17 protein-coding genes and 1 tRNA gene are annotated in these 20,441 nt (G+C 52.6%); 11 read left to right on the top strand and 7 right to left on the bottom strand.

The annotated features are described in order from the left end of the window. Nucleotides 1-5 precede the first annotated feature (5 nt). The 3 genes from ACRZ96_RS15535 to ACRZ96_RS15525 all read right to left on the bottom strand — a co-directional run bounded on the left by ACRZ96_RS15535 (nucleotide 6) and on the right by ACRZ96_RS15525 (nucleotide 3,364). Nucleotides 6-1,028, bottom strand: coding sequence for an aspartate-semialdehyde dehydrogenase (locus ACRZ96_RS15535; RefSeq protein WP_170567244.1), 1,023 nt, complete (start codon nucleotides 1,026-1,028; stop codon nucleotides 6-8). A 113-nt stretch (nucleotides 1,029-1,141) separates the two neighbouring features. Then, nucleotides 1,142-2,176 (bottom strand): glycosyltransferase family 4 protein, encoded by a 1,035-nt coding sequence (locus tag ACRZ96_RS15530; protein WP_480707525.1) that lies wholly within the window; start codon nucleotides 2,174-2,176, stop codon nucleotides 1,142-1,144. A 15-nt stretch (nucleotides 2,177-2,191) separates the two neighbouring features. Continuing rightward, the gene (locus ACRZ96_RS15525; RefSeq protein WP_480772202.1) at nucleotides 2,192-3,364 is read right to left on the bottom strand and encodes an MFS transporter; all 1,173 of its coding nucleotides are present in this window, start codon (nucleotides 3,362-3,364) and stop codon (nucleotides 2,192-2,194) included. Nucleotides 3,365-3,509: 145 nt separating this feature from the next. Here ACRZ96_RS15525 and ACRZ96_RS15520 point away from each other — a divergent pair, with 145 nt between their 5' ends. After that, nucleotides 3,510-4,652 carry a DUF3095 domain-containing protein gene (locus ACRZ96_RS15520; protein WP_170567238.1) on the top strand — a complete coding sequence of 381 codons (1,143 nt, stop codon included), beginning with the start codon at nucleotides 3,510-3,512 and terminating at the stop codon, nucleotides 4,650-4,652. Here the strand turns inward: ACRZ96_RS15520 and ACRZ96_RS15515 are convergent. After that, nucleotides 4,649-6,058: a pyridoxal phosphate-dependent decarboxylase family protein gene (locus ACRZ96_RS15515; protein ID WP_480772203.1), complete on the bottom strand. Its 1,410-nt coding sequence runs from the start codon at nucleotides 6,056-6,058 to the stop codon at nucleotides 4,649-4,651. The genes ACRZ96_RS15520 and ACRZ96_RS15515 overlap by 4 nt on opposite strands. A gap of 127 nt (nucleotides 6,059-6,185) precedes the next feature. Here ACRZ96_RS15515 and hpaR point away from each other — a divergent pair, with 127 nt between their 5' ends. Both hpaR and ACRZ96_RS15505 read left to right on the top strand, forming a co-directional pair. Next, nucleotides 6,186-6,620, top strand: coding sequence for a homoprotocatechuate degradation operon regulator HpaR (hpaR, locus tag ACRZ96_RS15510; RefSeq protein WP_480814821.1), 435 nt, complete (start codon nucleotides 6,186-6,188; stop codon nucleotides 6,618-6,620). A gap of 163 nt (nucleotides 6,621-6,783) precedes the next feature. After that, nucleotides 6,784-7,698, top strand: a complete 915-nt coding sequence (locus tag ACRZ96_RS15505; protein ID WP_480814820.1) for a helix-turn-helix transcriptional regulator — start codon at nucleotides 6,784-6,786, stop codon at nucleotides 7,696-7,698. On the opposite strand, the gene ACRZ96_RS15500 is transcribed toward ACRZ96_RS15505, so the two are convergent. After that, nucleotides 7,691-8,905 carry a winged helix-turn-helix domain-containing protein gene (locus tag ACRZ96_RS15500; RefSeq protein WP_480814819.1) on the bottom strand — a complete coding sequence of 405 codons (1,215 nt, stop codon included), beginning with the start codon at nucleotides 8,903-8,905 and terminating at the stop codon, nucleotides 7,691-7,693. The two genes, ACRZ96_RS15505 and ACRZ96_RS15500, sit on opposite strands and share 8 nt — an antisense overlap. A 6-nt stretch (nucleotides 8,906-8,911) precedes the next feature. After that, nucleotides 8,912-9,937 (bottom strand): LacI family DNA-binding transcriptional regulator, encoded by a 1,026-nt coding sequence (locus ACRZ96_RS15495; protein WP_223117273.1) that lies wholly within the window; start codon nucleotides 9,935-9,937, stop codon nucleotides 8,912-8,914. 114 nt (nucleotides 9,938-10,051) lie between these two features. Between ACRZ96_RS15495 and ACRZ96_RS15490 the strand changes: the two genes are divergently transcribed. Continuing rightward, nucleotides 10,052-10,128: transfer RNA gene (locus ACRZ96_RS15490), tRNA-Arg, on the top strand. Between the two features lie 88 nt (nucleotides 10,129-10,216). On the opposite strand, the gene hmgA is transcribed toward ACRZ96_RS15490, so the two are convergent. After that, nucleotides 10,217-11,578, bottom strand: a complete 1,362-nt coding sequence (gene hmgA, locus ACRZ96_RS15485; protein ID WP_170515227.1) for a homogentisate 1,2-dioxygenase — start codon at nucleotides 11,576-11,578, stop codon at nucleotides 10,217-10,219. Nucleotides 11,579-12,047: 469 nt separating this feature from the next. On the opposite strand from hmgA, the gene ACRZ96_RS15480 reads away from it, so the two are divergent. The 7 genes from ACRZ96_RS15480 (at nucleotide 12,048) to ACRZ96_RS15450 (ending at nucleotide 20,432) form a co-directional block, all read left to right on the top strand. Next, a complete protein-coding gene (locus ACRZ96_RS15480) occupies nucleotides 12,048-13,466 on the top strand; it encodes a DUF6538 domain-containing protein (protein ID WP_480814818.1) in 1,419 nt (472 codons plus the stop codon). 409 nt (nucleotides 13,467-13,875) lie between these two features. Then, entirely contained in the window at nucleotides 13,876-14,193 is a 318-nt protein-coding gene (locus tag ACRZ96_RS15475; RefSeq protein ID WP_480814817.1) for a hypothetical protein, read from the top strand. A 547-nt stretch (nucleotides 14,194-14,740) separates the two neighbouring features. Next, nucleotides 14,741-15,712, top strand: a complete 972-nt coding sequence (locus ACRZ96_RS15470) for a DNA-methyltransferase (protein ID WP_480814816.1) — start codon at nucleotides 14,741-14,743, stop codon at nucleotides 15,710-15,712. Nucleotides 15,713-15,744: 32 nt separating this feature from the next. Next, complete coding sequence (locus ACRZ96_RS15465) at nucleotides 15,745-17,865, top strand: DEAD/DEAH box helicase family protein (RefSeq protein ID WP_480814815.1); 2,121 nt, start codon at nucleotides 15,745-15,747, stop codon at nucleotides 17,863-17,865. After that, nucleotides 17,858-18,061 (top strand): DNA modification system-associated small protein, encoded by a 204-nt coding sequence (locus tag ACRZ96_RS15460; RefSeq protein ID WP_480814814.1) that lies wholly within the window; start codon nucleotides 17,858-17,860, stop codon nucleotides 18,059-18,061. The genes ACRZ96_RS15465 and ACRZ96_RS15460 overlap by 8 nt, the downstream gene beginning before the upstream one ends. Nucleotides 18,062-18,072: 11 nt before the next feature. Beyond that, nucleotides 18,073-20,058 (top strand): AAA family ATPase, encoded by a 1,986-nt coding sequence (locus tag ACRZ96_RS15455; protein ID WP_480814813.1) that lies wholly within the window; start codon nucleotides 18,073-18,075, stop codon nucleotides 20,056-20,058. Beyond that, complete coding sequence (locus ACRZ96_RS15450; protein WP_480814812.1) at nucleotides 20,055-20,432, top strand: hypothetical protein; 378 nt, start codon at nucleotides 20,055-20,057, stop codon at nucleotides 20,430-20,432. Before ACRZ96_RS15455 ends, ACRZ96_RS15450 begins: the two co-directional genes overlap by 4 nt. The last annotated feature ends 9 nt before the right edge of the window (nucleotides 20,433-20,441 follow it).

The raw sequence follows: 20,441 nt of genomic DNA, 5'->3' as shown, positions 1-20,441 counted from the left end.
GAAGGTTACCCCTTCTTCAGAACTTCACGGCCCAGCAATTCTGCAATTTGAACAGCGTTCAATGCCGCGCCTTTGCGCAGGTTGTCCGAAACGCACCACAGGTTGATGCCATTCTCAACCGTCGAATCCTGACGGATGCGGCTGATGAACGTGGCGAAATCGCCCGCGCATTCGATTGGTGAGACGTATCCACCCGGTTCACGCTTGTCGATTACCATGATGCCCGGTGCTTCGCGCAGGATGTCGCGGGCTTCGTCTTCGTCGAGGAACTCTTCGAACTCGATATTCACGGCCTCGGAGTGGCCAACGAATACCGGAACGCGAACGCAGGTTGCGGTGACCTTGATCGACGGATCGACGATCTTTTTGGTCTCGACAACCATCTTCCACTCTTCCTTGGTCGAGCCGTCTTCCATGAAGACGTCGATTTGAGGGATGACGTTGAAGGCGATCTGTTTCTGGAACTTCTTCGGCTCAACCTCGGTCGTCGGGTTGTAGATGGCCTTGGTCTGATCCCAAAGCTCGTCCATGCCTTCCTTGCCGGCTCCCGACACCGATTGATAGGTCGAGACGACCACGCGCTTAATGCGTGCACGGTCATGCAGCGGCTTCAGCGCGACCACCATCTGCGCGGTCGAGCAGTTGGGGTTGGCAATGATGTTTTTGTTTTTATAGTCGTGGATCGCCTCGGGGTTACATTCCGGCACGATCAGCGGAATGTCCGGGTCATAGCGATAGAGCGAGCTGTTATCGATCACCACGCAGCCAGCCGCTGCCGCCTTGGGGGCGTAAACCTTTGTGGCCTCGGAACCCACAGCAAACAGCGCCATGTCCCAACCAGTGAAATCGAATGTGTCCAGATCTTTGGTAGTGAGCGTCTTGTCGCCAAATGTCACCTCAGTACCCAGCGAACGACGGCTTGCCAGAGCAGCAAGTTCATCGACAGGGAACTGGCGTTCCGCCAGGATGTTCAGCATTTCGCGGCCCACGTTGCCCGTGGCGCCGACGACTACGACGCGATAGCCCATTTCATGTCTCCAAAGTTAAGGACGCGCGTTCATAGCCGCGTTGCGGCAAAGAAAAAAGAGGGGTTTCGGCTTATTTCACCCCGTCACACCGATTTGACACAGTTCAGTACCGTTCAGGGTTGTTTCAGCAAGGATCGATAAACCTCGACAATCGCCTGCGCTTCGCCTTCGATTCGAAAATTCTGCTCGACATGGGCGCGCGCGGCTAGTCCCGCAGCGGCCAGCGCAGCGCGGTCCTGCACCATATCCTCCAGCGCGTCGGCCAGTGCAGGGGCATTGTCTTTCTCGACCAGTCTTCCGGTCTCACCATCCTTGATTTGCGCACTAAACGCTCCGACCCCGTGACTGGCTATGGCGGGCACGCCCGAGGCCATCGCTTCAAGCGGTGTAAGGCCGAACCCTTCGTGCCGTGCGGGCGCAACGAACAGATCGAGCGCGCGATAGGTCTCGACAATCTCATCCCAAGGACGCTCACCCAGAAAATGCACGCGGTCGCCCAGCCCGGCGTCCTGCAGCTTTTGCTCCTGCTCAGCCTGAAAAGCCTCAAATTCGTTGGTGGTACGCCCGGTAAAGATCACATGCGCATCGGGGTGATTAGGTAGCATCTTCAGGGCGGCATCGACCAACAAGTCGACCCCTTTCTGAGGGCGGATACGGCCAAAACACCCGATCAGCAGCCCGTCTGGCAGACCAAGTTTTTGGCGCAGGGCGCTTTTGTCCTCGGCCGGGTGAAACAGCTCGGTGTTGACGCCATGCATGATAACAGTAGCGGGATGCTCCAGAAAGGAAGCGGCTTGAGGCGTCGTCGCGATCAGCGCGTCCATTTTCGAAATCAGCCGCTTGGTGAACCCGGAATGATCACGTTGCGCGGCTGAGGTGAATAGCAGTTTGTAGTTGCGTCGAAGCACCGAACGCAAGACCAGACCCATCAACATCTCGGTATTCCGGCGTGCATGCCAGACCCGTTTGCGATTGGGTAGAAACAGTAGTTTCCAGAGTCTGATATGGGGCAAATCTGCCGGCAGGCCGGGACCGGTGGCACGGATGCCGATCATTTTCTGCTGGATTGGCAGCAGACGGATCACCGTCGTTGTCACGCCCGACAGGGAATGCTTCAGATTGGGTGCAATCACCTCAATGTCCTGCACGGGCGGTCTCCGGTTTCAGTCCACGCTGTCCCGACTGAATAGATAGATCACGCAGCCAATGGCAAGGGTGACCGCGAAAAAGCCGAAGATCGCCGTATAAGGTGCGGAGGGGCTGATCCCGGCGCTGGCTGCATGGATGCGCCCGGTGGCAAATTGCGCCAGACCGACGCCGCCGACGCCAAAAAGGTTTAGCAGGGTGACGCCCCGCCCGACCAGATGCGGCGGCACGAAGGCCCGGCCATGGGCCATGATCACCGGAAAACTGGCGCCCAGAAAGCCGATCACTGCCAACAGCAGCACCGAGACCCAAACGCCGCTGTCGACCCACAGGCACAACAGGCCGAGCGTCGTGGCCCCCAACACGTTACCGCCCAGGATCACCCATTTCCGGGTGCCCAGGATACGGTCCAGCGGCCCATAGGCGAAGGTTCCCGCGATCATCGCGGCCCCCATGATCAACGTTGCCGTCCCGATCTGAGCGGTGCTGAGCCCGAACACGTCATTCAAATACGGCCCGGCCCAAAGCCCTCGGATCGCACCCGATGGCGCATAAGACACAAGCATGAGCGGCAGAATGGTCCACAGCGCAGGTTCTTTCAGCAGGTCCAGAAGTGATCCTTTTTGCTCGGTTTTTACCTTTTCAGGGTCATGCACCGTCAGCCAGATCCCTGCAGCCACCGCAGCAGAGATAATCGCCAGACCGGCCAGCGTAGCGCGCCAGCCCATCAGCTCGACCGCCAGCGCCGTGGGGTATGAGGCGACCAGATTGCCGACAGAACCCACACCCAGCATCACCGCGGCGAGCGTGGCAAATTTGGCGGGTGGAAACTCTCGGGCAAAGATATAGTAGGACGCCATCAGAACGGGCGAACATCCAACCCCGATCAGCGCCATGGCGAGTGCCACATGGAATGGGGTCGTTGCGACCGCAAACAGGCCAGCCCCGCCAGCCCCGCCGATCAGTAGCAGCACCGCAGAACTGCGCCGAGGACCGACGCGGTCCAGTGCCCAGCCCACCGGGATCTGCATCGCCGCAAAGATTAGAAACCAAAGACCTGAGGCAAAGGCGAGGTCTTCGGGTGTTGCGCCGATATCGCGTCCCAGATCGGTGCTTAAAACTGCCAGAAAAGCGCGGAAAAACTGGCTGAGTACATAGGCCAGACACAAGATCACCAAACCTGCCTGCATTTCTTGACCTATTGTCTAGCTGCCCCGCCCCGATGCTTTGCACGCCGCGTTGATCGGCACAAGTGCCATGATTGAATCGATTGGGGCGGACATTCTTCACAATTGAGCTATCATCACGGCAGATTTTGGATTTCCCGAGTGTGTTATGACCCTCTCAGACTCTGTATTTTATGACTCCGTCCCCATTTCGGACAATTTCCTCAGCCTCAGTGACCCCGCGCAGTTCACACCTTTGCCAGAGACATGGGTTCTGGGCGTCGCCGATATCGTAGATTCGACCGGTGAAATCGCGCGGGGCCGGTACAAGACCGTCAACATGGTGGGGGCGGCCGTGATTTCAGGCATGATCAATGCGCTGGGCGGGCGCATATTCCCGTATGTCTTCGGTGGTGATGGTGCTGGATTCGCCGTATCGGACGAGGATGCCGAGATCGCGCGGGACACGCTGGCAACATTGCAAAGCTGGGCCGAAACGGAATTCGCCATCACTCTGCGCGCGGCGCTGGTTTCGGTGGCCGACATCCGCGCCGCTGGACGTGATCTGCGTGTTGCTCGCTTTGCGCCGTCCACCGGCGTTGACTATGCGATGTTTACCGGCGGGGGACTGGCCTGGGCCGAGGCTCAGATGAAATCCGGGCAACTTGTTGTGCAACCAGCCGGACCTGACGCGCAGCCCGATCTGACCGGCCTATCTTGTCGTTGGTCCAACAGTCCAGCGAGGGTTGGTCAGATCGTTTCACTGGTTATTCAGCCCACATCAGAGTCTAATGAGGCTGAATTCGCCGCCCTGACTCAATCCATCCTGTCCGTCGCCGAAGGGCTAGAACGCGCCGGTCACCCGGTTCCGGCCAAAGGACCTCCGATGAGTTTCCCTCCGCCCGGCGTCGATATCGATGCCCATGTCTCACGCGCGGGTCGGAATCTTCTGATGCAGAAAACACGCTTGATGATCGGGAATATGTTGATCGGCTTGTTGTTCAAAACCGGGATGCGCCTGGGTCAATTCGAACCCAAGCATTACAAGGAGATGGTCAGTCGCAACGCTGATTTCCGAAAGTTTGATGACGGTCTGAAAATGACGCTGGATTGTGACTCGAGCACGTTGGAAAAGCTCACTCAGATGCTGGAAGACGCGCAAACAAAAGGCAAAATCAGATATGGCATGCACGCCCAGCAAGAGGCGATGATGACCTGCTTTGTTCCCTCGGCCATGCGTGACGACCATGTGCATTTTGTTGACGGGGCCTCGGGGGGATACGCGCAGGCTGCAGCGTCAATGAGGGCCTAAAGCCCTCGAGCGATTTCAGTGATCACGTCATAGGCCATCATCACGTCCTGTTCTGTGGATTCAAACTGACCGGCCTGAAAGCGGATGACCAGATCGCCATCCACGCGGGTCTGTGTCAGGTAGATCCGCCCATCATCATTGATTGCATTCACCAGCCGCAGGTTCAGATCATCCAGATCGTCGGCCCCATCCGGCTCGTATCGGAAGGTCCAAAGAGACCACATTGGAGGCGTCACGATCCGAAAATCCGGTTCTGCTGCTAGACGATCATGCAGTGCGCGCGACCAATTGACGTGATTCCGCAGCCGTTCGCGCAACCCCTCCAGCCCATAGGTGCGGATGACGAACCACAGTTTCAGCGCGCGGAACCGACGTCCCAATGGCACCGACCATTCCGAGTAATTGATGATCCCGTCCTTGCCGTGGGTTTTCAGATATTCCGGGCTGATCGCAAGCGTGCGGACCAGATCATCGGGGTTTTTCAGGAAATGCGCACAGCAATCGAATTGCACGCCCAGCCACTTATGGGGATTGAATACAATGCTGTCGGCCTGATCGATCCCCGGCCAGTAGTGACGATATTCGGGGCAGATCATCGCCGACCCCGCCCAGGCTGCATCGACATGGGTATAAAGGCCGTATTTCTGTGCGATCGCCAGGCAGTGATCCACTGGATCAGTTGCCCCGGTTCCGGTCCCTCCAACACAAAGGATCACGCCCGCCGGGTGGAAACCAGACTCTAAATCTAATTGAATCGCTGCTTCAAGCGCATCGGGGTTCATTCCACGCCAATCACCTTGCACGGGGATGCGCACCAGATTGTCCTGTCCAATCCCCGCAACCCAGATGGCGCGGTCGATTGAGGTATGAACCTCGGAAGAGCAATAAATGCGCAGTGGCTTTTGACCGAACAGCCCCAGCGTGTTGCCCTGCCAGTTCATCGCCTTCTCGCGCATGGTCAGCACAGCCGCCAATGTCGCAGATGACGCCGAATCCTGAATAACCCCGGCAAACCCTTTGGGCAGGTCCAGCGCTTCGCGCAGCCAGTCCATCATTCGTGTTTCCATCTCGGTTGCGGCGGGCGAGGTCTGCCACAGCATACATTGCGGCGCGATGGCGCTGGCCAGGAACTCGGCCAGAACAGACGGGGCCGAGGCGTTCGAATTGAAGTAGGCGAAGAACCGAGGGTGTTGCCAATGGGTAATGCCGGGCATCACGATTTGTTCGAAATCATGAAAGATGTCCTCGATCGGCTCGCCCTGCTCAGGGGGATGCGCGGGCAGAGCGTTCAGGATATCGCCCGGCTCGGTCCAGGCGCGCACGGGCTTGTCGCCCACCGTCAGGTGATAGTCTTGCGTCCACTCGGCAACCTTCTTGCCCCAATCGGAGAATTCATTCCATTTCATCTTATCCGCCTCGGTAGCCTTTTTGTCAGTATCATATGCTAAACAAGTTAAGTAAAGCCCAGTAAACGAAACTCAACCACAACCAACGTTCTATTGCGAAATATTTGGAATTGCGCGAAAATTCCATATGTCAAGAAACTTACCACTGACGTCCCGATCATTGCCGATAGCGCTGTTGCGCGCTCGGGAAAGGGTGATGGGGCCTATTCGTGGTGTGCTAACGGATGCTGGCGTCACCGAGCAACAATGGCGCGTTCTGCGCGTTTTGCAGGAAGAAGGACCTCAGGAGCCTACTCAGATCGCCGAGCGCGCCTGCCTCTTGTTGCCCAGCCTGACGCGCATTCTGAAAAAGCTCGAAGACAGCAAGCTGATCATGAGGCGGCCGGATACCAAAGACCGCCGCCGACAGATTGTCGAAATCAGCGAGAATGGGTTGCAAATTATCGACGCAAATCTGGCGGAAATGTTGGAGCTGGCGGAACACACCCGCTCTTTGCTCGGGGCAGAGCAGCACGAGAAGTTGCTGGACCTTCTGGTAAAGCTTCACCAGCTGGAAGGCTGAGCGCAATGCTCAGAACAGGCTCTAACCAAGTTGTTTGCCGTCGTTCAGACCTCGTTTTAGGCCCCAAACTATAAGCATTGTGGGCGGAGAAGGTAATATTCGTTGCCCGTAGATGGTTCGCGTCGTAGCCTCATCCTTACCTTTAACAAACGGTTCAATGCAGATGGATGGGCCCAAACCGCCAGAACCGGCACCGCCTGCACATATTGCAAAGCAGGATTTGAGCGAACGAGTGGGCGCGCGTGTACGCCGGGCGCGTCAAATGCGAGGCATCCCGCGCCGGATCCTGTCTGAGAACTCGGGCGTTTCCCCACGCTATTTGGCGCAGCTTGAGGCGGGTGAGGGCAACATCTCGATCGGCGTGTTGCACCGTGTCGCACAGGCACTGGATTACAAAGCCGAATGGTTGATTGGTGAAGATGATCCGTGGGATTCGGATGCTTTGCAGATAGTTGAGCTTTTCCGACAAGCCAGCGACGACGTCAAAGAAAGCGTCAGGCGTGCATTGCAACCTCACCCAGATGAGGATGCACGTGCGCATCGGGTTTGTCTGATTGGATTACGCGGAGCGGGTAAGTCAACTCTTGGCGCTATGCTGGCCGCTGCACAAAGACTGCCGTTTGTTGAGCTCACAGCCATGATTGAAGAGATGGCCGGCATGCCCATGTCTGAAGTGATGGCGTTCTACGGGCAAGACGGATATCGCAATCTGGAAGCGCAGGCGCTGGATCGGGTGATTGCAGAGCATGATCGGGTCGTGCTGGCAGTCGCGGGCGGGATCGTATCAGAGCCTTCGACCTATGCTACCCTGCTTGGCCGGTTTCACACCATCTGGCTGCGCGCGTCACCGACCGAGCATATGGACCGCGTGCGCGCCCAAGGCGACGAACGCCCGATGGCCGGAAATCCCAAGGCGATGGAACAGCTCAAGAACATATTGGCCAGTCGCGAGGCTTTGTATGGGCGGGCAAATGCGCAGCTAGATACATCGGGCAAGGCGCCCCATGTTTCGCTGAACGAGCTGCGCCTACTGATTGAGGAACAAGGTTTCCTGATCGAAAAATTGGGTTCTATTTAGGATCTTTCAGCCAATCCTTTTCAAATTCCACCCCGTCCAGTTCCGCAAATCGCCGTACCCGGTCCAATTCGGCCTGCAGGCGGCGGGTTCTTGCGTCAGACCAACGCACCGACCGTTCTGGCCATACGGATCGGACTTGCAACAGTCCACGGTCTCGCTGGGCCTTCATGTCGATGCGTCCGATCAACCGGTGCCCTTCAAGCAACGGAAAGACATAATAGCCGTAGGTACGCTTGGGTTCGGGTACGAACACCTCGATCCGATAGTGGAATCCGAACAACCGCTCGGCCCGGTTCCGGTCACGCAACATAGGGTCAAAAGGGCTGAGAACTCTGATCCGGCCCGGCGCATCGGGCAGCTCTGTAGCGTGTTCACATAGACCGGGGCGGGCGAACACTTTTCGTTCCCGCCCGTCTGCGCATTCGACGCAGATCTCTTCGATTTCACCCTGTGTTAGAGCCTGTTGGCACCAGGATTTTGCCTCGGCAGCGCTTACCGTATCCCAGAACGCGGCAAGCTCTCCCGATGTGGCGAACCCCAGCCGGTCGAGTGCGGCGTTACACAACCAATCCACAGTTTCATTTGCGTCGCAGTGCAAATTGCCGGGGCAAAGTTGAGTTTCTATAACCCGCTCTGTCAGGTCATAGCGTTTCTGAAACCCATCGCGTCCAACCACGGTCAGCGCGCCGGATCGCCAGAGATATTCCAGCGCGGTCTTGGATGGATGCCAGTCCCACCAACCGCCAGATCCCTTTTTCTCGTCTTTTCCGACATCGGACGAGCCAACCGGACCATGGTCGCGGATATGCTGCAGGACGGTTTCGAACTTTTGCTCAAACCCGTCACGCCGCCAGTTCTTCCAGCGGGCTTTCAGCATCTCTGCATCCCGCAGGAACCGCAGATGCCAATGGCGATAGAATTCCATCGGGATCACCGCGGCGTCATGTGTCCAATGCTCAAACAGCGCGCGGTCGCGTTCATAGAGGTGTTTGAGGTGGCGCGCACGATAGCTTGGCTTGCGCGCATAAAGGATCATGTCATGCGCGCGGGCGACGGTGTTGATACTGTCGAGCTGGACAAATCCCAAACGATGGATCAGCTGCAACAGGTCTTCGCCTTTGGAGCCACCAGCGGGCTGCTCCAGAAGCGCATGCCGATCCATGAACAGCGCCCGCGCCGCGCGGTTGTCCAGACGTTGCAGCGCCATCTGGCGTTATCGCCGTTTCAGCGTGTCGCCATAGCTGATCTTGGGGGTCAGGGTAACGCGGGTTTCAACCTCGGATTCCGGATCGGCCAACTTCGCCGCAATGATCTCGGCCGCGGTGCGCCCAATCTCGGTCCGGCAGGCATCCATCGTGGCCAGCTTGCGCGGCAGCCCCTGCAGCAGCTCTACATTGTTGAATCCGGCTAAACCGATCTGACCGGGCACGTCGATCCCTTGATCCAGCAAATACAACAGCCCACCCGCACCGATCATATCGTTGGAATAATACAGAAAATCCAAATCAGGCGATCGTTCCAGCATCGCTTGTGTCATCTCGCGCCCCTTGGCCAGCGCCGAGCCACCCGAATAAAATTCACGGTCCTCGATCTCGATCCCGTGCTTGCCCAGCACTTCGGTGAAGCCTTCGAACCGTTTGCGTGCACGGTGATCCAGAGGCATCTTGGTGCCCATAAACCCGATATGCTCATAGCCCGCTTTCAGGATTGCCTGCGCCATTTCGCGCCCGGCGCGGCGGTGAGAGATTCCCACCATCGCATCCACCGGTTTGCCATCGGTATCCATGATCTCGACCACCGGTATGCCAGCTGAATCCAGCATAGCGCGCGCGGCTTCGGTATGCTCCAGCCCGGCAATGATCACGCCTGAGGGCCGCCACGAGAGCATCTCGTACAGCACTTTTTCTTCTTTTTCTGGCAGATAGTCCGTGACGCCAACCACCGGCTGCAGTTCAGTATCTTCCAGCACCTGATTGATACCGGTTAGAACTTCGGGGAAGACCATATTTGACAATGACGGGATGATCACAGCGACCAGATTCACCCGGCTTGACGCCAATGCTCCCGCGATCTTGTTGGGCACATATCCCAGCTCTTTTGCGGCGGCCAAAACACGGGTACGGGTGGCATCCGACACATCCCCGCGATTACGTAGCACCCGGCTAACGGTCATTTCGGATACTCCGGACGCTTCCGAGACATCACGAAGGGTAAGCGGGCGTTTTGTTTCTGTTGTCACCGAGATACCTGCATTGTTTGTTTGGCCGATGGTAGCGTGAACAGGGCGAATTGTTCAACTGTTGTGCAAAGCCCATGACAATCTGAAAAAACCCCGCTAGAGAAAACGACGCGCGGCCCCGTGGCTCAACTGGATAGAGCAGCCCCCTCCTAAGGGGCAGGTTGCAGGTTCGAATCCTGCCGGGGTCGCCAAGCTTTTCTGAACGTACCCGATTAAATGCGTTACAGACCAAGCGTTCTAATTCACTGCCCTTTGGGAGACGAAGGATTTATACCCTCGTCACTTCTTGCCGGGTGTGCCGTCGAATTTCTTTTCGATGTCGCTCCAACAGTCGATGTAATCGTCCTGCAGTGGTGCCTCATTGGCGGCGAACGCTGTGAGATGTTGCGGAAAGCGGGTTTCGAACATGAAGGACATGGTGTTTTCCAGCTTGTCTGGTCCCAGGTTTGAATTCGATGCTTTTTCAAAGGCTTCGCGATCCGGGCCGTGGGGCAGCATCATGTTGTGCAGGCTCATACCGCCGGGAATAAAGCCCTGCGGTTTCGCATCATATTGGCCGTAGATGTTGCCCATCAGCTCGGACATGATGTTCTTGTGGTACCAGGGCGGGCGGAAGGTATCTTCCATGACCATCCAGCGCTCGCGGAACAGAACAAAGTCGATATTTGCGGTGCCGGGCTGGCCTGAAGGTGCGGTTAGAACGGTGAAAATCGACGGATCCGGATGATCGAACAGGATGGCTCCGACCGGGCAATATGTACGCAGGTCGTATTTGACGGGTGCATAGTTGCCATGCCACGCCACCACGTCCAGCGGGCTGTGACCGATTTTAGTCTGGTGAAACTGGCCGCACCATTTGACGGTCACGGTTGAAGGCACTTCGCGGTCCTCAAACGCCGCGACCGGTGCTTTGAAATCACGCGGGTTGGCCATGCAGTTGGCGCCGATCGGGCCGCGGCCAGGCAGTTCGAATTTCTGGCCGTAGTTTTCGCACACGAACCCGCGCGCAGGGCCTTCCACAACTTCGACCCGGTAGACAAGGCCGCGTGGAATGATAGCGATTTCCTTGGGTTCAAGGTCGATGATCCCTAATTCGGTGTAGAATCTCAGAACGCCCTCTTGCGGCACCACCAGCAGCTCGGAGTCAGCCGAGAAGAAGTAATCATCCTGCATCGAAGTATTCACCATATAGATATGGCTGGCCATCCCGACCTGAGTGTTCACATCCCCGGCAGTGGTCATGGTGTGCATGCCCGTGACCCAGGTTGTCTGTTCACCGGTATGGGGCACCGGATCCCAGCGGTACTGTCCCAAGCTGACAACGTCAGGATCGACATTTGGCGCTGATTTCCAATAGGGAACTTCGATTTTTTCATAGCGATGTGAATGCTTTACTGACGGGCGGATTCGATAGCACCAGGTGCGCTCGTTCTGGTGCGAGGGTGCCGTGAACGCAGTGCCTGAAAGCTGCTCACCATAGAGGCCGTAATTGCATTTCTGCGGGCTGTTCATACCCTGGGGCAGAGCATCAGGAAGCGCTTCGGTTTCGTAATCGTTGCCAAAGCCCGGCATGTACCCTTCGTGCGGCCCTTTCAAGGATGGGGCAACTGTCATGCGTTCATTCTTGGTCAGCTCATTCATTTTGCACGTTCCTTCCGGACAGATACGATCGAATTTAATCGGTGTGGTAATAGTTGACTTTGTAACTAACAAGCGTGACGGGAAGGTATGTTCAAAAAAGATGAGTTTGATTTGCAGGAAATTGCCATAGCCTTGCACCATGTCCTTCTTAGACTGGCAAAAGGTAGTGCAACAGAGATTGTTAATTCCGGTAGCTACGGGTCGATTCTCGGGGTCAAACAAAGAAATTGACTCAGACAGGCCAAACCAGTCTGATTGTACATCGGTCAAGTGACCGGAAGTGCCAGGGGTTCAAATTTCATGGAAATTTTGGTGCCCAGGAGAGGGATTTTCTGATTCGTTAACCTTCGCTTTACCCATGGCCAAACCATTGATGGTATTCACAAAATCGTCGGTCACCAAAAGCTCCAAGTGGAGGGCTGGTCTGCTGATGTGATACATTTTGTGAAACAAAGCCTAAGGAAAAAACATGAGCTATCTTTGGTTGAGGGGGAAAATCTACTGGTTTCGAATGAGGACGCCTACGAAGTACCAATCAGTACATGAGCCTCGCTTCCTTACACAGTCGCTTGGCACTGATAGCTTAAAAACGGCTCAGGCATTGGCGTATCAAGTGCGTGAAAAACTTCTATCCGAACTTGACGTCAAGCTGGTTATGGGACGTAGCAGGGGAGATGACACCCGTTATAGGGCCACAATCAAACTCGCGAAGGAAAACGGCATCTCGCCGATTTCCGCGTCTGATTTGGCAAAAGGAGAATTGGAAGAACTGTTGTCGCGACTAAGTTCGATGTTCGACAGAGATCCCGCAGCTATCTCTCCGCAGTTTGCGGCAAATTTAGGCGGCTTCGAACTGCCCGACACCAATCTGAACGAGATAGCAGTTCAAATGGGTGAGTTATGTCCGGACAAAGTTGCCCAAAAAAATGCTCGCCAAAAAAGGATGTGGCTCAACCGCTACAAGCGCGCAGCCAAGACATTTTCTGAAGTTGTTGGCAACAAACCGATTACTAAAATTTCAACAGCAGATGCATCTAATTACCGTAGAGATTGGGAAAAGCGAGTAGCTAGACAGGAAGTCACAACCCAGTATGCCAACAAACATTTTGGCTATCTGCGGATGATGGTGGATGCGTTTTATGAGAGCTTGAAGGTTGACGAGTTCGAGAACCCATTCGAGAACATTCGGATCAAAGGCGAGGCGAATTGGGAGAAGGCAAAAGACCCTACCCAAAAAGCTGAGTTTTCGCCGCATTGGATTGAGCAAAATATCATTAATGGAAGCAAACTCGAAGGGTTGAACGAAGAAGCGCGCGATATCCTCATCGTTTGTGCTGAGACTGGCTGTAGGCAAACTGAGATTTTCGATCTGCCACCTTCGGCAATCAAACTAGCTGCGAATGTTCCTCATATCTTGATTAGAGTGGAAGATGGCGAGCACCAGCGTGAAATCAAAAACAAGGCTTCTCGCCGGTCTGTCCCTCTTGTCGGTGCGGCACTGGCAGCGATGAAGCGACACCCAAATGGTTTCCCGAGATATCGTGGTAAAGAGAGCTTTAGTGCTGCTGTGTCGAAGTACTTCGCTGAAAACAATCTTTTTCCGTCGCCAAAGCACCAGGTAAGCAGCCTGAGACATAGCTTTGAATCAAGAATGAGACGAGCTGGGTTAAGCAACGAAGAGCGAGGAAGCATGATGGGCCACTCGATGAAGGCCATCAGAGGAAGAGAGGTATACGGAGATGAAACAAGCCTGAGGATACGGGCGCTATTCGCAGAGCTGGTTTCTTTTGAAACACCATATTGGAAACCTCGAAAACCGGATGACGTCTATGATGAAATCGACAAAATCTTGCTTGCTGACGGGTTCAAGTTGGTGCACCGCAAGTAGGACTTTTGGGCAGTGTTCGATATGATGGTCGTTCGAAATCGTGAAGCCGATGCTTAGATCAACAAATTTGTTTTGTCACGAGTGCGGGGATGCGAGAGCCGTAGTCGTATTGTGCTGCTCAATCCAGGTAAATCGTTGAAATATATCAGTCATTATCTCATTCCCAACTTTTTGGGTCGCGCGAATAGCCTTGGTTGTATAGATTGGATATGGCCTCTCAGTTCAATCGTAAAAATCTGTTTGGGTATGAACTATCAAATTTTCCTAGCAAGAAGGGTCTTCGTCGATTGACGAACATTGACTTTCACTTTTTAACGTCAGCAAACATACCGATTATGATCACTGATCCATCGTCGGGGCTCAATTCGTCAGGGACTAAAAAACCTGTACCTAGGTCAAAGGCGGCACAATGACTTCTCAGACAAAAACCAACCTGAACTACCAACTCGGTTGGCTATTTTCCATTGACGAAGAGATTTTTAGTGAAGATCAAAAGAAAGTGCGCGTCACCGCGCAGCCAAGTTGGAATGCATTTGAGGTTCGCCGAGGCTGCATCCATTTTGACCCAATCAAGAAACAAGAAGTGTTTGAAGGTTTCGAGGTGGACTTCGAGTTGCGCGAAGCAGTAACCTGCCTCGGCGTCCCGCCTAGCCTATTAGAGGACGGAGCGATTTGGTTCCAACGTTGGCTGGATCTAATGGCAGTTGAAAACGGCTCTAAGTCATAGCTGCGGTTATATTGCGCAAAACACCTGCCAAAAATCATCTCATGAATCCAGCACGGTGAGTGATGGGAATGAGCAGACAAAGATCACCAAGCTGTAAGACCGAGAACTGGCCAAACTAAAAAGCAGCATGCAAACAGCGTAGGCCCCCAAGCTCGATGAAATACAAGTCTGGTTGGAAACCTATGCCGGTCCCGACCCCTGGCGCTGGAATGCAGACAATGTGCGTTCCAGGCGCTCCAGATGCAGCGTCAATTAATCTACTGGACGAACAATTGATTCCTACGTTCATTGAGGCAATAGGTCCGAAACGGGCTTATGGCGAGCAAGACCTATGCGGACGCGGATCTTTCAAGCTCGTGGCATCCATTAGTAAAGAGATCTGACGCTTCGCCATGGGGTCACTTGAGTTGGCTTGAATACTCCCAAAAAATCGACCACAAACCTTTACAAAGGGCCGTCGCGTGAGAGCAGTCGAGATGGGTGTCTGCACGATGTTCGAATCAGGCTGTGGTTGAAATGCGGTCACTTAAACAGCGAAAGTGGGTTGATGACAGGCACTGTGAGAAACAAGAACAACGAGGCAAAAACCGTAGAACTCGCCTACAAGACCTCAAAAGGTCGCCTGCTGCATGGCCGTATTGAAGACGCGCTTGAGAGCAAAGAACTCCTGAAGTTTCGAGGGAAAGTGAATCTGATCGTCACCTCTCCACCTTTTCCGCTGGTTAGAAAGAAGGAATATGGAAACGAAACAGGGCAAGCATATCTTGATTGGCTATCATCACTGGCTTCCCAATTGACTGATCTACTTACTGATGACGGCTCAATAGTTATCGAGATAGGAAACGCTTGGGAAACAGGTGTTCCAACTATGTCGACATTGCCGTTGGAAGCACTTTTGGAGTTTAAAAAATCAGCAAATTTGCATCTTTGTCAGCATGTTATCTGTCATAATCCCGCTCGCCTTCCTAGCCCGGCAGCATGGGTCACAGTCGAAAGAGTCAGACTAAAGGATTCGTTCACGCATGTCTGGTGGATGTCAAAGACTCAAAACCCAAAGGCCGACAATCGAAAAGTCCTGAACCCTTACAGCGATCACATGAAGAGGCTTCTAAAGAGCCAAAAGTACAATGCAGGCTCGCGACCTTCTGGCCATGTAATTTCAGAAAAAGGGTTTCTGAAAGACAACGGTGGCGCCATTGGTCCCAACGTTCTTGATATAGGCGGAGAAAAATTTCCAGAGTCATTGTTAAAGTTCTCGGGAACAAAATGGGATGCTAAGTACAGAGAATATTGTAAAAAAAAGGAATTGCCAGCCCACCCTGCTCGCATGCAATCAGCTTTGTCATCTTTCTTTATTCAACTTTTGACGGACGAGAATGATTTGGTGTTTGATCCCTTTTCCGGATCAAACACGACTGGATCTGTGGCTGAAGAAATGGGGCGCCGGTGGCTCGGTGTCGAAGCCAAAGCAGAGTACGTTGAAGGATCAAAAGGTAGGTTTGAAAGCACTTTCACCTAAGGCAAATTTTGCGTTCATAAGAGGATCAAATATTGAAGGGTAAAAGCGAAGGAAGTGGCAACTTAGGTGTAGAACCAAACTACACCGGGGATTTGTCGGCCTTACTGCTAGAAACGGAGTACCGTTCAATAAAGGAAAGTCCTGCTGAAGAGTTTTACGCTAAATGCCTAAGGAACTCTTGCCTCTATGAAAGAGCCGTGGGCTATTTCTCCAGCTCTGTTTATACCGTTGTCGGTCCTCAAATTCTGGAGTTTGTGCGGAAGGGTGGGCGGATCAATCTTATTTGCTCGCCGGCGCTTAGCCTGGGAGACATCGAGATAATCTCAAAAAGCTATGCTGCCAGGGAGCGTTTAGTCGAGGCCTCGCTAAAGCGGCAATTTGATGACTTGCTTAACAACGAGGTAACGAGTTATTCGGCTCAAATTTTGTCCACTCTAATTGAACTCAATGCTCTGGAAATACGAATAGCTACCAGACGAGATGGTCGTGGAATATACCATGAAAAACTTGGGATCTTCTCAGATACTTTAGGCAATGTAGTTAGTTTCCGGGGTTCAACGAATGAAACTTGGAGTGGTTGGCACGACAGTGGAAATTTCGAAACAATCGAGGTCTTTTGTAGTTGGCGGGACGGCAACGATGCAGTCAGAGTACACAAGCATAAAAGTCACTTTAATTGCATGTGGGATGATGAGGACAAAGATATTGAAGTCTCCCAATTTCCTCGCTCTGTAAAAGAGTATGTGACCAAGTTTTCCTTGGGTGACCTTCCCAACCAAATGCCGCAATCAAAGGGCAATAATACTAAACGCGATACTAGAGAGCCGCTTGACCATCAGAAAACGGCTATTGAAGGATGGGAAAAGCAAAACAAAAGGGGAATCTTTGAGCACGCAACCGGAACAGGTAAAACCTTCACCGCGTTGATCGCGCTTAAGTCTCATGTCTCGAACGGTATGCCTGCACTAGTGGTTGTTCCGAGCCGACTACTTCACAAGCAGTGGCAGAAAGAAATCTCTGACTACATACCGGAAGCAACACTTCTTTTAGCGGGCGCCGGGCATTCAAAGTGGAAGGAACAGGGCAGACTTGGCGCTATGCTCGATAGTTCAAAAGAACTAGGCGCCAGAATCGTGCTAGCAACGATGAAAACCGCATCATCAGCAAAGTTCCTGTCAAGCATCGGCGATGCTTCTACAGTTCTACTAGTAGCAGATGAAGTTCATCAAATTGGAAGCCCTCAAAACGCGAAGTGCTTAACAATCGATGCTGCATATAGATTAGGCCTTAGCGCTACTCCTGCCCGCTACGGGGACCCTGAAGGAACTGAGAAGATCTCATCTTATTTCGGGGGAGTGGTTCCTCCGGCAATTTCTCTTGCCGACGCAGTAAAAATGAACAGGCTGGTCCCCTATGAGTACTTTCCCCACCCCATCAACTTGAGTGCGAGCGAAGCTGAACAATGGAGTGAGTATTCGCTTAGAATTCGCAATGAAATGGCTAGGTTAAAGAAGGATGAAAAAGGCAAATTAGTTCTGAATGATAAAGTTAAGTTACTACTTATCCAAAGATCTAGAATTGCAAAAAAGGCTGTTGCAAAGACTGCATTGGCCACAGAAGTTCTTAAGGCTGAATATGAGGATGGGCAAAGTTGGCTGGTGTATTGCCAGGATAGTGAACAGCTGTCAGAAGTCATTTCGGACTTGGAGGACACTGGTCTAAGACCCATCGAGTATCATTCGGCGATGGATGGGGATCGTGAAGCCACTTTGGATTGGTTTCGAAAATTTGGTGGCATTCTAGTATCGATAAACTGCTTGGATGAGGGTGTAGATATTCCAGCAGTTTCACACGCGCTAATCCTGGCATCTTCACAGAATCCAAGGCAATTCATACAGAGGCGTGGGCGCGTATTGAGAAAATCTCCAGGAAAGTACTTGGCGGTAATACACGACGCTATAGTAGTCCCGTTAAAATCAGACGGCGAACAGAACCAAGTCAGCTTGCTGAAGTCAGAATTAGCAAGGTCTTTAGAATTTGCGGAAAATGCGGTGAACCGTTCAGCGAGCGCTGAACTTCGAGAAATCGCAATAGAAACCCACATAGATTTTGGCGATCTAGTGTCAATCGAGGAGATCGAAGAAGATGATTAACACTGAAGACGACTTGGCTCTTCAAACACTGCTGAATGTCAAAGCGGAAATCGCACCAGGTTTGGATGATGATCTAATCTTGAGGTGTTATGCCATTCAGAAACGTTACCAATTTGGCGATGAGTTCAATCGTTCATTTTCAGCAATGGAACGGCTGATAGATGAAGCTCTCAATAAGCAACAAGACCAAAAATAGGGGTAAAACACGTGAAGCTTCTAAATCTCACGGCGAAGAACTTTATGCCCTACAAGGACCTACTTTCGATAGATTTTCCCACCGATGACAGCCGCAACATAATGCTAGTTCTGGGTGACAATATGAGGGGCAAAACGTCTCTTTTGAATGCAATTAGGTGGGGCCTTTACGGAAAGGCGGTAGGTCGCCACTCGAGAAAGATTCCTCTTCATTTGATGGTAAATAAAGATGCCGCGTTAGAAGACGATTGGAGTATGGAGGTTTTCCTGCGCTTCAGCAATGAAAACGATGTTTTTGAACTCCGCAGAACGGTTTCACGTAAACCTCTTGTCGCAACCCCCTCAAAAGACGATGACTTCCAAATCTCAACGCACTTAAAAAAGAATGGAAACTTGGTAAGCGGTGACCAAGTTGATTCCGAGATCAACTTGGTTGCGCCAGAGCAGATATCGCGTTTCTTCCTTTTTGATGGCGAATTGTTGCAAGAGTACGAAGAGCTTTTGGTTGAGGGCAGTGAGCAAGGTCGTCGGATCAAGGAAACAATTGAGCAGGTCTTAGGTGTACCTTCATTGACTAAAGGCCGCGACGAGTTGGGGGCTTTGCTTAAAAGTGCCAGAAAGAAGCAATCTCAAGCAATTGCTCAGATTAGTAGTCTAAAGGGTGCCGCACAGGAATCCGACAACTTGGCGACGCAACTGGAATCAAAAGAAGACGACATATCGAAACTTGAGGAGCAGCTTGCTGACGCCAGAACAGCACGTGAAAACTTGGACGAAGAACTAGAAGCTGCCGCAGCCGTAATTGCATTAGGCGAAAGACTAAAATCTGCGAAAACCACGGCGGAAAACTGTAGAAACACAATTAGTGACAAGACGGAAGAAAAAAACAAGGTCATCGCAAATTCATGGCGCGACTTGCTTTCAGCTAAGTCTCAATCAAAGAAAAACAAGCTCCTTCAAAGGCAACAGGTACTGATAGAACAGACGTCTAATGGAGCAGTTCTGCGTAATAGGCTCAGTGAGACCAGACGGTTATTGGAAACCTCTGCCTGCCCAACCTGTCAGCAGGAAATCTCGCATGAGAAGCGTTCATACTTTTCTTCTATCGTGGACGATTTGGAGGCCCAGATCTCAAAGGAAGTCGATGCGAGCGCAGAATTGAGATCTGTACTAGCCGCGTCTTCTAGGCTCGATGGAATTCGGGGGACAAATGCATGCGAACGCTTGGAGCAGATCAGCAAAGAGCTTCGATCCGCCATTGTTGGATTGCAACGTGCAGAGAATGATATTGTCGACTTGGAAGACCAAATTGAGGGGAGTGATCCGGCAGCGCTAACTAGAAAGCGTCTGGAAAGAGACGAACGCCTTCGGGAAGAAGGTCGGTTGGTCGAAGATATACGTTTAGGAAAAAGTGAAGCGGCCAAGATTAATGAAAAGATCTCTGTGTTGCAGTCCACTATTCAAGGGATGACGGAGGGGCGGTCTGAGAAAGCAACCGCGCGAGTAAAACTACTCAACGAGATACAGGAAGTATTCTCTGCGAGTATTGAAAAACTTCGAGACCAATTACGTTCCACGGTTCAAGCGAAGGCAAGTGAAGCCTTTAATCAAATGACCACGCAAAAATCTTATCAAGGTCTTGAGATAAACGAGAATTATGGCTTGAGTATTATCGACAGCTTCGGTCGAACAGTTCCGCTAAGAAGCGCTGGCGCTGAGCAGGTCGTAGCCTTATCTCTCATTGATGGTTTGAACCGAACAGGGCGATCAACAGGCCCTGTAGTTATGGACACCCCCTTTGGGCGTTTGGACGCCCAACATCGCGATAATATCCTAAGCTATCTTCCAAAAGTTACTAGCCAGTTGGTTTTACTCGTTCACAGCGGAGAAATCCGTCCGGAGACAGATCTGGCTTCGGTGAAAGACAAGGTCGGATCCGTCTACAAAATCTGTGAAGTCTCCGAGAACCAATCCAAGGTAGAAAGGGCAGTAATATGAGTGCTCAGGAAGTAGTGACGATTGGTTTGTCGCAACAGGCTGATGATATGCTTGAAGAACTTGTTGAACTCGGGAATTTCGCCCAAAAAGTAGATGGGTATCGTTTTGCATTTGCATTGGCGGTTGCTCAGGGCGTAGAGCCTCCAGAGCTAGAGAAACGCAAAACAATTTATAACGTGGGTTCACTGGATCCAGACAAAACTCTGCAAACCGCCGTGGAGGAATTGGTGCCCGCGTTTTCATCTGAAACGACAGCCTATCGCTATATCGAGCGGCTCGCTGAATGGGGCGTTCGCGAGTTGCACCAACAAGCAAACGGTGGTGAAATTGATTTTGTAGATCTACTTAAGCAGGTCGAGCAAGTCACACAGTAAGGAAATCAT

It is taken from the genome of Ruegeria sp. CF1, from assembly GCF_056537445.1.
The sequence above is the reverse complement of the archived record's forward strand: the minus strand, read 5'-3'. Positions and strand labels throughout refer to the sequence as shown.